Source organism: Paenibacillus sp. cl141a (genome assembly GCF_900109305.1).
Taxonomy (GTDB): Bacteria; Bacillota; Bacilli; order Paenibacillales; family Paenibacillaceae; genus Paenibacillus_AQ; species Paenibacillus_AQ lautus_A.
In genome coordinates, this window is sequence record NZ_FNZO01000002.1 from 916,033 (window position 1) to 929,333 (window position 13,301).

Sequence of the window (13,301 nt, forward strand, 5' to 3'; positions counted from 1 at the left end):
CGCGAAGCTGGGCTGTTTATTTCGTCAACTGCTCCATTTGGTTGATGACGTCTTCAAATACGCTCATCGCCTCACGGATCGGCTCCGGAGAAGACATATCCACGCCGGCTTTCTTGAGGATGTTGATGGAGTAATCGCTGCCTCCGCTCTTCAGGAAGCCGAGATAACGGTCAACGGCAGGCTGGCCTTCCTCCAGGATTTGCTTGGAGAAACTGGTCGCAGCCGAGAAGCCGGTCGCGTATTTGTACACATAGAAGCTGTTGTAGAAATGAGGAATCCGTGCCCATTCCATGCCGATCTCTTTATCCACTTGCATGCCTTTGCCGTGATATTTCACGTTCAGCTCGTAGTAGATGTCGGAAAGATCCTGTGCCGTCAGGGATTCGCCGCTTTCCACGCGTTCGTGCACGATCTTCTCGAACTCGGCAAACATCGTTTGACGGAATACCGTCGTCCGGAATTGATCGGCATAGTAGGTAAGCAGATACATCTTCTGCTTCGGATCCTTGGCGTTCTTCAGCAGGTAATCCATCAGCAGCGCCTCGTTCGTGGTTGACGCCACTTCGGCCAGGAAGATGGTGTACTGCGCATCACGGTATTTCAAGGCGTTGTCGGAGTAGTAGGAGTGAAGCGCATGACCCATCTCGTGAGCAAGGGTAAACATGCTGTTCAGGTTATCTTTATGGTTCAGCAGAACATATGGATGGGTGCCGTATGCGCCCCAGCTGTACGCGCCAGTCCGTTTGTTCTCATTCTCGTACACGTCGATCCAGCCGTTGTCATAGCCTTCCTGCAGGCTGCTGAGATAATCCTCACCAAGCGGCGTAAGGCCTTCCTTGGTCATTTGTTTCGCTTCCTCGTATGTGATATCCCATTTGTACTCTTCTACGAGCGGAGCGAACAAATCGTACATATGAAGCTCATCCACGCCCAGCAGCTTCTTCCGGAGCTCCATGTAACGGTGAAGGAGCGGCAGGCTCTCGTGAATGGTGTCAATCAGGTTCGTGTAGACTTCCTTCGGAATGTTATCCCCATAGAGAGCCATTTCCAGAACGGAAGGGTATTTGCGAACGCGGGAGTAGAACATGTTTTTGTTAACGTTGGCGTTCAGCGTAGCCGCAATCGTGTTTTTCTGCTTGCCGTAGGTTTCGTACACGGCTTTGAAAGCACGCTCGCGAACCTCGCGGTTCGGGCTCTCCAGGAATTGAATATAATTGCCGTGCGTAAGCTCGACGTCCTTGCCGTCCTCGTTTTTGATTTTCGGGAATTTCATGTCCGCATTGTTGAGCATGCCGAAAATGGTCTGCGGTGCAGAAGAGAGGTTGCCGACTTGAGCCAGCAGCGCTTCTTCCGTCTTGGACAGCACGTGCGCTTTCTCCCGTTTCATTTCGGTCAGCGTGAATTTGAATTCCTTCAGGGAAGGGTCTTCGATCAATTTATCCAGTTCCGTTTCGGACAGGGACAGAATTTCAGGCGTGATGAAAGAGAGGGCTTCTCCGGCTTCCACGTTCAGTTTTTTGGCTTTGGCGGTTAGTGCCTGATATGTAGGGTTTGCCGTATCCTCGTCATGGTGCATATGAGCGTATACGTATAAACGTTCGGCATGGTATGAGATTTCGTCTTCGAGCTCGAAGCATTCCTTGATGGAAGCTGCGTTGTTTAACTTGCCTTGGTAATCGGCGGTCCGTTTCAGCAGATTCTTCAGCTCCGCAAAGCTTGCATCCCAAGCCTTTTGATCAGCAAATAAATCCTCGAGTTTCCATTGATGCTGTTTAGGGACATCAGCGCGTTTCAACAATTGTTCCATGGAAATCCTCCTTGAATGATATGGATTAGTTGGAGTCCGGGTTCCTTCAGACAAGACTTCGGAGCGGGCAGCGGATAGAGCTAGCAGGCTGATGGCAAGCGTAATGCAGAGCACCTTGGCGCCTCTCATGGCATAATACCTCCTCGAATTGAAGCATCCGAGCGATAGTATGCCGCTTACCCGCCATTTTCATCCTATAAATTTACGAGGAACCCAGATTCAAGAAACTGTATACAATAAGGTAAAAGGCAAACAAGATAAAGGCGACGGCAATCAGGGCCATCCCCTTTCTTAGTCTTTGGGGTATCCGATCCCGGTACATGATCATGATGGCACCAAGACTGAAGGCCAGAATAATGAAGATGACGATATTCGTATAATCCATCCGTTACACCTGCTTAAAGGCAGCCATCATTTCTCTCCACTCATCTTCCCGGCCTTCGAAATCTTCTTTGGGAAAGCGGTTTTGAGCCCAGTGCATCAAGGCTGGCCGACTCATGAAGGTATGGGTCTCTTCACCCCACTGGTCGGAAATTTCGCGAAGAACGATGTATCGGCCCTGAACTTCGACCGTCATCATGTTCCACTTGTCTTTTTTGTATATTTCATGTTTTTTGATCATATGCATCTCCGTTTGCTACTTAGGCTTTTGGGTAAATGATAACGCACTCGCGGGCTTAAAAGCAAATCATCTTCTGATTAAAATAGTGTACCGAAAAAAGCCCCTTAGGGCGAATTGACGGATTGCATTGTCAGAAAACATGGGATATAATATGGATATTCGCCATAGATGGCGGTATTTTTAGGAGGTTGTTCATTTGAAAGGTACAGTTAAATGGTTTAACGCAGAAAAAGGTTACGGCTTCATTTCCGTTGAAGGTGGCGAGGATGTATTCGTACACTTCTCCGCAATTCAAGAAGAAGGCTTCAAGAGTTTGGAAGAAGGTCAAGCGGTTGAGTTCGACATCACAGAAGGTAACCGTGGTCCTCAAGCAGCCAACGTAACAAAACTGTAAGCTAACTCCCGATACGGAGATCTTATAGAATTACCAAGGCATGAAGCACAGTTCTCTACCGAGAACTGTGCTTTTTTGTGTTCCTTTGGGTCAAGCAGGTCTGGTCATGATCAATAAAAGGCAAGTACGGATCGATACCCGGTCCGTGCTTGCCTTTGTTGTTCTATATCGAGGGGTGTTTCGCGCAGTATTCTAGGCGCCGAATCCAGAGGCATGCATCTCCTCCGGCTTGGCGAAGAGGTGCCGGTAGATAAAGCCGAGGCAGGCAGCAAAGGACAGGAGGGCCGCAAGCAGGTAGAAGGTGGATCTACCCGCGGCTTCGAACAGCAAACCGCCGAAAGCTCCACTGAGAAGCCCTGAGACGCTGGACCAGAAAATAATGAAGAGCGCCATCCCGGTGGCCCGGTACTGCCACGGAATGATCCTGGTAATATAACGGACTGCGGTTACATAAAACACGCCGAAGGTAATGCTGTGAAGCGACTGGACGGCGAGCACCGACAACGGATCGGATGCCAGCGCCATGAGCAGGAAGCGGAGCGCAAACATCAGGCTTGCAAAGCCGAGCAGCGGCAGCTCCTTCATTTTGTCGCCATACTTGCTCAGCAGGAAAAAAATCGGGATCTCGCTGGCAGCCGAGATCATCAAGGACCACCCGATGAGACCCTCGCCCGCACCAAGCCCCGATAAGGTGAGCGTCAGAAAGGCTTCATTCATGCGGTGGGCGATGGCAAGACAGAAGGTGCAGCCGAAGAACCACAATATTTCTTTCGAACGCAATATTTTGAGCAGGGCTGCCAGTTCCACAGGCTCTGACTTGGCCGCGACCCCATCGCGGATAAGAAAGGAGCATATGAGCGTAAACACGCCGATTCCGATGCCGATCGACAGCGCAGCCGAAGCGCCCGCCGCACCAATGGCATATCCAATGCCAAGCGCGAAGAACGCGTAGCCGAGCGAGCCGAATACCCGGATGACGGTAAAGCTGCGCCCGTACCGCTGCGCCGTCTGGATGGCCATCGTATCCGCCAACGGATAGACCGGGTAGTAGAAGAAATAAAACAAGCTGATCGTAATCAAAACAACGCCGAAGCTTGCAACCTGCCATAGGATGAGCATCGTGACAAGCTGCCCGATAATCAGAATGTTCATGATGCGCTTGATGGTCCGGTATTTGTCGCTCGTGTAGCTCCAAATCATGTTGGAGAACATGGATATCAGCGGGCCGATGGCATACAGATAGCCGATCTGCGCGCTGCTGAAGCCGATTTCTTTGTAATAAAGCGGAAAATAAGAAATGACAAGGGCTGTCGTGCCGAATATCGTAAACATAAAGGCGCGGAGCCAATTTTGATCCGGTCTGGACGAAGCTGGAAGTTTCATGCTGGGGATCTCCGTTCTTTCATGAACCCGTGGACCGGTGGATGAAACGGCATTCGCGAAGTTCATGGTCTGTAGTTCAACTCCGACTAGTATATAACATATCGCTGATTGGAGATAGATGGATAATAGAATGCGTTAATGGCCCACCCCGTCAATGATTTGTGTTATTTGTGCAAAATGGGCGATCATATTATAATAGGTTTGATTTGGATAGGTATAAAAAGACAACCATGTGGAGGCAGAGTTCATTGAATAATCAAGAGCTAAGCCGTAAGGTTCCGCGCAGTCCGGTCGGACTGATGAGCCGGGTGTACAAATTCATACTCCCGGAAGTGCGGAGCGAATTGGAGAAGTGGCGCCGGGAGGCTGAGCAAATTCCGGATGAGGAGCTACGAAGGCAGGCACTGGCCAGTATAGATACCAAAAGATTTCACTGCCAGGGCGGTGCGGTGTATGCCGCAGCCAATTTGCCGGAAAAGCACGTTCTCATTCCATTGATTGTAGCTTACCAGACAATTAGCGATTATCTCGATAATTTATGTGACCGCAGTACTTCGCTGGATCCAGCGGATTTCAGACAGCTCCATCAGTCGATGCTGGATGCCGTTACACCTGAAATGGAGCCGGCTGATTATTACGCGCTCCGGTCCGAAAGGGAGGACGGAGGTTATCTTCTCCGCCTTGTTCAGACATGCCGCGATTGCATCGGGCAATTATCAGGATATGAAGCGGCAAAGCCCTACATAAGGGATTTGGCTGGGCTTTATACCGATTTGCAGGTATACAAGCACATCCATCCGGATAAGAGAGAAGCGGCATTGCTTGAATGGTGGTCCCGGCATGCACACCGGACACCGCATCTGCGGTGGAACGAGTTTGCGGCTGCAACGGGATCAACCTTGGGGGTGTTCATGCTGTTCTTGGCTGCAACCGATCCGTTTCTGGATGACGAGGATGCATCGTCCATTCATGCGTCTTATTTTCCGAATGTATGCAGTCTCCACATTATGCTGGATTATCTTATTGATCAAGACGAAGACAGGCTGGGCGGCGATCTGAACTTTTGTAATTATTACGAAGATGCCGATACGATGCTGAACCGTATAGCTTCCATTGTTGAGTGGGCCCGGAAGGATGTCAGAACGATCCCCTCGACCCCTTTTCATCGTATGATCATTGAGGGGTTACTGGCGTTATATTTATCCGATCCAAAAGTCAGCGAGCAGCAACTGGTTCGCACCGTATCCAAACGTTTGATGAAGAAGAGCCCGATGACCCGGATTTTTTTCTACGTCAACAGCCGATGGATTCGTAAGCATAAGCATGAGTGACATTGAAGGAGGAAAAGAGACATGGCAGAGGTTAAAAAAATTGCAGTTCTTACAAGTGGTGGCGATTCCCAAGGGATGAACGCGGCGCTGCGCGCCGTTGTACGGAGCGGTTTGTATTATGGACTAGAGGTATATGGGATTCAACGCGGTTACCAAGGTCTTCTGGAAAACGACATTATCAAAATGGACCTTCGCAGCGTAGGGGATATCATCCAGCGCGGAGGCACGATTCTTCGTTCTGCCCGTTGTGAGGAGTTCAAGACGGCGGAAGGGCAGCAGAAAGGCGCCGACATTCTGAATCAGCACGGCATCGACGGTTTGGTCGTCATCGGCGGAGACGGCTCGTACCAAGGCGCGAACAAGCTGAGCAAGCTCGGAATCAAAACGATGGGTCTTCCGGGCACGATTGATAATGATATTTCCTTTACCGACTATACGATCGGTTTTGATACAGCGGTCAGCGTCGTTGTAGACGCTGTAAACAAATTGCGCGATACGATGTCTTCCCATGCCCGCTCGTCGGTTGTAGAAGTTATGGGACGCCACTGCGGCGACATCGCCCTTCACGCGGGCCTGGCTTCTGGGGCGGAGACCATCCTGGTGCCGGAAGTGGAGTACAATCTCGATGAAGTGGCGACGCGCCTTCGCGAGAATTTTGCCAAAGGCAAGCGCCACAGCATCATTATCGTAGCGGAAGGCGTCGGACGCGGCGAGGATGTCGTCCACGATCTGAAAGAGTGCCATGCGTCAATCGATGCCCGCGTAACCGTGCTTGGTCATATCCAGCGCGGCGGAGCTCCGACTCCGTTTGACCGCAATTTGGCAAGCCGTCTCGGCGATTTTGCGGTTCGCAGCCTGATTGATGGCCAATCCGACAAAGGTTGCGGCATCATCAAAGGCGAACTGGTCCTTACGGATATTGACAAGGTCGTTAACACCAAGAAGGAGTTTGACCGGGATCTTTACGATCTGGCATTGCGATTGTCCCAATAAGTCCGTTTTGACGATAACGAAAAAGACCGTCTCCATGGCAGAGTCCATTCTGCTTGGAGACGGTCTTTTTTTAGTATAAATGTTAGACCATCCTTATGTCGCAATAACAACTTCCGCGATAAGCGGTCCGTTGTCTTATGATGCGGATAAGGACGTTGTCTTTGCCTGGCCAGCGAACTTGCGTTGGACTTTGACCAGACGCATAAGCATCAGGGCCGCGCCTACCCCAAGTCCCGTGATCAAACCGATCCAGTAGCCGAAGGCTTGCCAATCGGTATAGTTGGCGAGCACGTATCCTACAGGCAGGCCAATGACCCAGAACGATAGAAAAGCGAGCATAAAAGCGACGTTAACGTCTTTGTAGCCTCGCAGCGCTCCTTGGGTCGGCGTGGCGATCGCGTCCGAGATCTGGAAGAAAATCGCGAACAGCAGAAAATGCTGGATCAACGCAACGACCTCAGGCTCGTTGGAATATAAACCGGCAACCTGGCGGCCGGCCATAAACAGGACGACAGCGGTGATCAGCGACAGGATGACGGCCGTGCCGATGCCGAGCTTGGCGTACTTCCAGGCATCCTTCATCCGGCCCGAGCCGGCTTCAAAGCCCACAAGAATGGTTAAGCTCATGCATATGCTTAACGGCAGCATGTACAGTGTCGTAGCGAAATTCAAGGCAGCTTGATGTGCGGCAATGGTCGCCGTGTCAAAGCTGCTCATGAGCAAAGTCACCGCGGCGAAGACTGCGGTCTCGAGAAAAATCGAGAACCCGATCGGCACGCCGATTTTTAACAGGCCCTTCCAAGCGTTCAGGGATACTCCCCGAAGCTGCCTGAAAATACCGAATGGAGAGAACGGGTGATTTCTATGGATGATGACGATGGCGATCACCAGGACCGTCCAATAGGTAATGGCGGACGCCAGGCCGGCACCTACGCCTCCCAATCGGGGAAAGCCCCAGAAACCATAGATCAACAGGGCATTCAAGCCTACGTTCACCGGGAGGGTGATCAGCGTGATGACCATCGAAATTTTCGTTTGCCCGAGTGCATCGATGAAGCTGCGAAGCACGGTGTAGGCAAACAACGGAATGATGCCGATCGAGATGGCGGCGAGAAAATGGGAAGCAATCCGCCGAACCTCAGGCTCCAGGTTCATGGCACCAAGAATGCTCGGTACGACGGCATACCCGATCGCAAGGACGACGATGGCCAGTAAAACGGACAGCCAGAGCGCCTGGTTGACCTGATAGGCGACTTTTTGTTCCTGTCGTCCGCCGACGAGCTGCGAAACGATGGGGGTGATCCCCATGAGAATTCCGCTGAGTCCGGTTTGGACCGGAATCCAAATGCTTGTAGCGATGGCTACGCCTGCCAAGTCGACCGAGCTGAATTTTCCCGACATGTTGGTGTCAAAAAAAGTAATGGCCGATAAAGCAAGCTGCGTTACGAGAATGGGGATGAGAATGATTGCGAATTGTTTCAGCTTTCCCCGTGTTGTAGTGGTCGGTTGCATTGTGATTTGCCTTTCTTTCGTTGAAGTTTTATGATGCTGTCCCTAATATTGTAGAACCCTGCCCTGAGCGGGTACAATAACGGGCTTATTGAGCGGCAAGCCGTAACTCAACCAGCGATTGAATCGGGGTGCCTCAGCTTGCTTGTTCAGGGCCGGAAGTCCGGCCCTGATCTTCATCATAGCATTGGCTGTCAAGAGAGGGTTCAGCATCGTTCAAACGAAAGAAAGGGCCGGCCATATTGATGGCCGACCCTTACCAAACGGATGAGTGATTATTTATGAGTGACGCCTTCCGTATAACGGTTGGAAGCATTCCAGAGTAAATATTCATCGACGTTCGTGTCTTTGAGGGCGCGAATCTGCTCCTCGATTTCCTTTTTGCCGTATTTGGCATAATTTCCGCTTCCGAGCCAGCTGGCGGTAAAGTCCTGAATCCAAGGCCGGATGATCGGCTTCTGCTCTCCCAGCTCATCGAGCTTTTTGTGGGTATCTTCCATGGATCCCTTGATGGTCTGGTAAGGAGCCTTGTCCGGAACGGGGGAGCCGAACCAGCCCGCCGTGTAATGGCTCGGGTACACCATCGGACTGATGATATCGACGTTTTTGGAGATTTTGACGAAGTCCTGCCCGATGCCTTCTGCCGCAGGCACCGAGGCCGCATAGCCGAAGATGTCAACGGATACGCGGATGCCGAGCGGCGCGAGCTCTTCCCGGGCATACTGCACAAAATCGGATACCACGTCCACGCGCGATTGATCCGTTTTGGTATATTTCAGGGAATCGGCCCGTTTCTCGAAACCTTCCGGAAAACGAACATAATCGAACTGGATTTCCTTGAATCCGAGTTTGGCGGCTTCTTTGGCGATCTCGATGTTGTAATCCCATACCTCTTTGCTGTACGGGTTGACGAAGCTGTCGCCGCCGCCGTTGGTCCATACGGTGCCATCGCTTTTACGGAAGGAAAGCTCCGGGTTTTTCTTGGCAAGAATGGTATCCTTGAACACAACCACCCTGGCGATCGGATAGATATCGTGTTTCTCCAGCCGCTTCATCAGCTGCTTCATGTCTTTGATGAACGGCTGGGATTTGCCGAGCTCCTTCAGTTTAGGATTATCGGTCTTGTACGTTATGTATCCTTCATCATCCTTGATGTCGATGACCATGGCATTGAGATCGGTGTTGTCCAAAAGATCCACCAGCTGATTCATTCTCGAGCCGCCTGCGCTATAAGCCGTTACATAAATGCCCTTGACTTTAGGCGCGTCAACCTGCGGATCGATTGCCGTCGTGTTCGGCTTGATGCCGCTTTGCCCCTGGCCTTTGCCCTCGGTTTGACCGTGGCCTTGGCTGTTGTTTTGGTGCATGCCCTGGATCATGGCGGTGTTTAACGAGGCCTGAAGTTTGGCGGTAAGATTGCCTTCCTGCGGACTGGAACCGCCTAAACCCGCGGATGCCAAGATGAATAAAGCCAAGATGATATTCATAATTACTCTCTCCCTTGTGTACATTCACATCATGATTATAAAGGAACGGTTGCCTTCAAAAAGAACAGGATTGTTACAATCGACAATAAATTGGAAACGGTGGGCGAGCGTACCTAGTTCATTAAACGGGTGAAGGGCGTTTTAAACGCTAAAGTTCGACATTAGCGGCAAGTTTACCGTGAACAACGTGTGAACATGGGGAGTGACAAGTCGGATTAGAAACACAAAGAAGGTAGATAGCGGTTACATGCGGCATTATACCGCTTAACGGGAAATGACGTGCTTATAGAATTCACATTTTCTCATAAAAAAATGCCGTTTTTCACCGGTGGATTTTACCTGAACCGGAGAAGAACGGCATTTGTCGTGCAATGATCGCGTGTTGCTTTAAAATTAATGAAGCGGAGTTTGATTCTGATGCTCGCAAATGCTGAACTGAATGATCTCAAGAGCGTCCTCCTGCTCCAGAATACTCAGCCCGTCCCTAAGAACGATCATGGAATTCAATTCGTTCTGTCTAAAGAACGGTATCATTTCCGGGAACCACTTCATGACGATTTGTGACAATTTTACCGTTTCCATTTCCATAAAAATCACCCTTTCCTTCCGAATTGGTTAGGCAGGACGTTCTTTTGTAAAACGGAAAAACAATTAAAATTGGGCCTGAGTGTATGCCCGGGAATCGGATCTCATGAATATTGTAGGAACCGCGCACAAATATTATACCACAAATTTACCGCTCCCTCACACCTGGTAAATATTTAGTTCTTGCGGAATTGCCCGATCACGGCCGTCGTTTCCACGATATTGACGAAAGCCTCGGGGTCGGTTTCCGTAATGATTTGCTTCAGCTCGGCCAGTTCATACCGCGTCGTGACGGTCATGAGCATATCCTTCTCTTTATGGCTGAAAGCCCCCTGGGTTTTGATCTTGGTTATGCCGCGGGGGCGCTTGAGCAGCTTCTCCAGCAAGGCCTCCGTCCGGTGCGTGACGATAAAGACGGTCACCTTGATGTGGCTGACGTGAAGCATATCCACCATTTTTCCGGCAACATAGATGGAGGCCATGGAAGCGAGCGCCAGGTTCCAATCCTGCTCCAGATAAGCTACCGCCATGATGACGATGGCATTCAGCGTCACTAGCACGCTGCCGACGGGGAAGTCCCGATATTTCGTGACCAAGGAGCCGATGATATCAAAGCCCCCGGTCGAACCGCCGACCCGAAAGGAGAGGCCGGTGCCGAACCCGACAAGCACGCCGCCGAAAACCGAAGACAGCAGCATGTCGGTTGCGACCGAGTTCACCGGGATGAGCTCCAGAAACAAGGTAGTGACGATAACCGAGAGGATGCTGAGACCGACGAACTTTTTGCCCAGCTTGAACCAGCCGGTGATCAGGATCGGAATGTTAAGCACGAAATACATGATGCTGATATTAAGCGGCGTGAAATAACCGATCACGAGGGCCACGCCGGATACGCCGCCGCTGAGCAGATGATGGGGAATCAGAAACAGATTGAATCCGGCGGCGATAATCATGCCCCCGAATACGATCGAGAAATAGGTCCATAGACGCTTCAACATAGGAATCACCTCCCGGTTATTATGACTTCTTTAAGCTTGCTGGTATTCCAGAATTGTTTTGTGATATAATGTATTGGATATTCTTGAGTAGTCCGTTACATTGATAACTTTGCAAGCTTATCAGGATGATTATACATTAACCAGTTCTTACACTGGTGATAAGAGAAATATACCGGTTCACCTCATGCAGAAAATCCTGCTGGCCGGGAAAGCCTATAAACGTTACCACTACTTAAGAATACAGAGAAGAAAGTGGATGTCCACAGATAGAAGGAGTATGAACCTATTGAAAAATTTTGCAGATTTTGGCTTGGAGCCGCGCGTGCTGCAAGCAATCACTGAGCTTGGCTTCGAGGAAGCCACACCGATTCAATCCCAATCGATTCCGATTGCACTCACCGGAAAAGACATGATTGGACAAGCACAGACCGGTACAGGTAAGACAGCAGCATTCGGCCTACCTCTTATCCACAAAATCGCCAAAGAAGAAGAGCGTATCGTCGCTCTCGTCATGACCCCAACCCGCGAGCTTGCCATTCAGGTTGCGGAAGAAATCGGCAAGCTGTCCCGTTTCAAAGGAATCCGTTCCTTGGCCATTTACGGCGGACAGGATATCGGTCGTCAAATCCGTGCGTTGAAAAGAAAGCCTCAGATTATTATCGGTACACCGGGGCGATTACTTGACCACATCAACAGAAAAACCATCCGTCTTGATGACGTACAAACCGTTGTACTGGACGAAGCGGATGAAATGCTGGACATGGGCTTCATGGACGACATCCAGTCGATCCTCAAGCTGGTTCCAGAAGAACGTCAAACCTTGCTGTTCTCCGCAACTATGCCGCCTAACATTCAGAAGCTGGCATCCCAGTTCCTGAACGAACCTGAGCATGTATCTGTTATTCCTAAGCACGTAAGTGCTCCACTGATCGACCAAGCATATATCGAAGTTCCTGAACGTCAAAAATTCGAAGCCTTGAGCCGCCTTCTGGATATGGAGTCGCCTGAGCTTGCGATTGTCTTCGGACGTACCAAGCGCCGTGTCGACGAATTGGCGGAAGCCCTGCAAAAACGCGGATATTCGGCAGATGGCCTCCATGGCGACCTGTCCCAGCATCAACGTGATACCGTCATGCGCAAATTCCGCGACGGCAGCATCGATGTGCTCGTGGCGACAGACGTGGCAGCGCGCGGTCTCGACGTATCCGGCGTTACCCATGTCGTAAACTTTGACTTGCCGCAAGATCCGGAAAGCTATGTACACCGTATCGGACGTACGGGCCGTGCGGGCAAGGAAGGTACAGCCTGGTCCTTCGTCACGCCGCGTGAAATGGATCATCTGTATTTCATCGAGCGTGTGACGCGCCACCGTATTCCGCGCAAGCCGCTGCCAACGATTGCCGAAGCGATCGAAGGTAAACAGCGCATCATCGCTGAGCGCGTGCTTGAAATCATTGAGCAAGGGGAATTGACCGAGTACAAAGGTCTTGCCATTCAATTGCTGGAGCAGTACGATTCCGTACAATTGCTTGCAGCTGCAATGAAAATCCTGACAGGCGACAAGAAGGAAGCATCCGATATTCACCTTACGCCTGAGGATCCGATCCGCGCCAAACGCCGGAAGCCGGATATTCGTAACGGCCGCAAGCCTAGCGGCGGTTATAGCGGACGCGGCAACAGCGGCGGATATCGCCGTGACGGCGGAAGCGGCGGCGGTAACCGTGGCGGTTACTCCAAAGGCGGATACAACCGTGACGGTAGTGGTTATAACCGTGACCGCGATGGCGGTGGATACAACCGTGACCGCAATAACAGCGGTGATCGCAAACCGCGTTCCTACAGCGGCGGCGAGCGTCGTCCTAACCGGAGCGGGGACGAATAATAACGGCTAACTTCCTTTACAGGAAGTAACCTGCCGAAACACCAAAAGACGAAGCAGCAGCCCACGCCAAGTGGAGCCGCGCTTCGTCTTTTTGTTCATGGTTAAAGAAGATGCACCCTGAGTGCATCTCCATTAACCGCGCAGTTTGAACCCACAATCAGCCCATCTGTTTCACGATAATGACTAAGGAGACATTAGATATAGAATGTGCTGAGAATAATTACAAGCAGAATGAACAGAACCAGGACAATACCAACATTATTTCCGTAGCCGTAACCTCCGCCTTCACAAGACATACATAATCCCTCCT

Annotated in this window: 13 protein-coding genes; 4 read left to right on the forward strand and 9 right to left on the reverse strand. The window is 50.9% G+C overall.

What is annotated here, in order from left to right:
* Positions 1-16: 16 nt before the first annotated feature.
* The 3 genes from pepF to BMX45_RS09335 all read right to left on the reverse strand — a co-directional run bounded on the left by pepF (position 17) and on the right by BMX45_RS09335 (position 2,429).
* On the reverse strand, positions 17-1,807 hold the full coding sequence (gene pepF / locus BMX45_RS09325; protein WP_090909417.1) for an oligoendopeptidase F: 1,791 nt from the start codon (positions 1,805-1,807) through the stop codon (positions 17-19).
* Positions 1,808-2,009: 202 nt separating this feature from the next.
* On the reverse strand, positions 2,010-2,192 hold the full coding sequence (locus tag BMX45_RS09330; protein WP_009594848.1) for a hypothetical protein: 183 nt from the start codon (positions 2,190-2,192) through the stop codon (positions 2,010-2,012).
* A gap of 3 nt (positions 2,193-2,195) precedes the next feature.
* Positions 2,196-2,429, reverse strand: a complete 234-nt coding sequence (locus tag BMX45_RS09335; protein WP_009594800.1) for a hypothetical protein — start codon at positions 2,427-2,429, stop codon at positions 2,196-2,198.
* Positions 2,430-2,625: 196 nt separating this feature from the next.
* Here BMX45_RS09335 and BMX45_RS09340 point away from each other — a divergent pair, with 196 nt between their 5' ends.
* Positions 2,626-2,823: a cold shock domain-containing protein gene (locus BMX45_RS09340; RefSeq protein WP_006211711.1), complete on the forward strand. Its 198-nt coding sequence runs from the start codon at positions 2,626-2,628 to the stop codon at positions 2,821-2,823.
* Between the two features lie 192 nt (positions 2,824-3,015).
* Here BMX45_RS09340 and BMX45_RS09345 read toward each other — a convergent pair whose 3' ends face one another.
* Positions 3,016-4,206 carry an MFS transporter gene (locus tag BMX45_RS09345; RefSeq protein WP_090909552.1) on the reverse strand — a complete coding sequence of 397 codons (1,191 nt, stop codon included), beginning with the start codon at positions 4,204-4,206 and terminating at the stop codon, positions 3,016-3,018.
* A 248-nt stretch (positions 4,207-4,454) separates the two neighbouring features.
* Between BMX45_RS09345 and BMX45_RS09350 the strand changes: the two genes are divergently transcribed.
* Together BMX45_RS09350 and pfkA are read left to right on the forward strand one after the other, a co-directional pair.
* A complete protein-coding gene (locus tag BMX45_RS09350) occupies positions 4,455-5,537 on the forward strand; it encodes a tetraprenyl-beta-curcumene synthase family protein (protein WP_090909418.1) in 1,083 nt (360 codons plus the stop codon).
* Between the two features lie 21 nt (positions 5,538-5,558).
* Entirely contained in the window at positions 5,559-6,530 is a 972-nt protein-coding gene (gene pfkA / locus BMX45_RS09355) for a 6-phosphofructokinase (protein ID WP_009594803.1), read from the forward strand.
* Positions 6,531-6,665: 135 nt separating this feature from the next.
* On the opposite strand, the gene BMX45_RS09360 is transcribed toward pfkA, so the two are convergent.
* The 4 genes from BMX45_RS09360 to BMX45_RS09375 all read right to left on the reverse strand — a co-directional run bounded on the left by BMX45_RS09360 (position 6,666) and on the right by BMX45_RS09375 (position 11,109).
* Positions 6,666-8,048 carry an MATE family efflux transporter gene (locus BMX45_RS09360; RefSeq protein ID WP_302847883.1) on the reverse strand — a complete coding sequence of 461 codons (1,383 nt, stop codon included), beginning with the start codon at positions 8,046-8,048 and terminating at the stop codon, positions 6,666-6,668.
* Between the two features lie 266 nt (positions 8,049-8,314).
* On the reverse strand, positions 8,315-9,526 hold the full coding sequence (locus tag BMX45_RS09365) for a putative glycoside hydrolase (RefSeq protein WP_090909420.1): 1,212 nt from the start codon (positions 9,524-9,526) through the stop codon (positions 8,315-8,317).
* A gap of 393 nt (positions 9,527-9,919) precedes the next feature.
* A complete protein-coding gene (locus tag BMX45_RS09370; protein WP_006211704.1) occupies positions 9,920-10,114 on the reverse strand; it encodes a hypothetical protein in 195 nt (64 codons plus the stop codon).
* Between the two features lie 173 nt (positions 10,115-10,287).
* Positions 10,288-11,109, reverse strand: a complete 822-nt coding sequence (locus BMX45_RS09375; protein ID WP_090909421.1) for a YitT family protein — start codon at positions 11,107-11,109, stop codon at positions 10,288-10,290.
* Between the two features lie 286 nt (positions 11,110-11,395).
* Here BMX45_RS09375 and BMX45_RS09380 point away from each other — a divergent pair, with 286 nt between their 5' ends.
* On the forward strand, positions 11,396-12,991 hold the full coding sequence (locus tag BMX45_RS09380) for a degradosome RNA helicase CshA (RefSeq protein ID WP_090909422.1): 1,596 nt from the start codon (positions 11,396-11,398) through the stop codon (positions 12,989-12,991).
* A 194-nt stretch (positions 12,992-13,185) separates the two neighbouring features.
* On the opposite strand, the gene BMX45_RS31580 is transcribed toward BMX45_RS09380, so the two are convergent.
* On the reverse strand, positions 13,186-13,287 hold the full coding sequence (locus BMX45_RS31580; protein WP_015736696.1) for a hypothetical protein: 102 nt from the start codon (positions 13,285-13,287) through the stop codon (positions 13,186-13,188).
* Positions 13,288-13,301 lie beyond the last annotated feature (14 nt).

Bases quoted from the DNA above. Each gene is read 5' to 3' on its own strand.
- BMX45_RS09335 (WP_009594800.1), bottom strand. From the start codon at position 2,429: ATGATCAAAAAACATGAAATATACAAAAAAGACAAGTGGAACATGATG.
- BMX45_RS09375 (WP_090909421.1), bottom strand. From the start codon at position 11,109: ATGTTGAAGCGTCTATGGACCTATTTCTCGATCGTATTCGGGGGCATG.
- BMX45_RS09345 (WP_090909552.1), bottom strand. From the start codon at position 4,206: ATGAAACTTCCAGCTTCGTCCAGACCGGATCAAAATTGGCTCCGCGCC.
- BMX45_RS09365 (WP_090909420.1), bottom strand. From the start codon at position 9,526: ATGAATATCATCTTGGCTTTATTCATCTTGGCATCCGCGGGTTTAGGC.
- BMX45_RS09370 (WP_006211704.1), bottom strand. From the start codon at position 10,114: ATGGAAATGGAAACGGTAAAATTGTCACAAATCGTCATGAAGTGGTTC.
- pfkA (WP_009594803.1), top strand. From the start codon at position 5,559: ATGGCAGAGGTTAAAAAAATTGCAGTTCTTACAAGTGGTGGCGATTCC.
- BMX45_RS31580 (WP_015736696.1), bottom strand. From the start codon at position 13,287: ATGTCTTGTGAAGGCGGAGGTTACGGCTACGGAAATAATGTTGGTATT.
- pepF (WP_090909417.1), bottom strand. From the start codon at position 1,807: ATGGAACAATTGTTGAAACGCGCTGATGTCCCTAAACAGCATCAATGG.
- BMX45_RS09330 (WP_009594848.1), bottom strand. From the start codon at position 2,192: ATGGATTATACGAATATCGTCATCTTCATTATTCTGGCCTTCAGTCTT.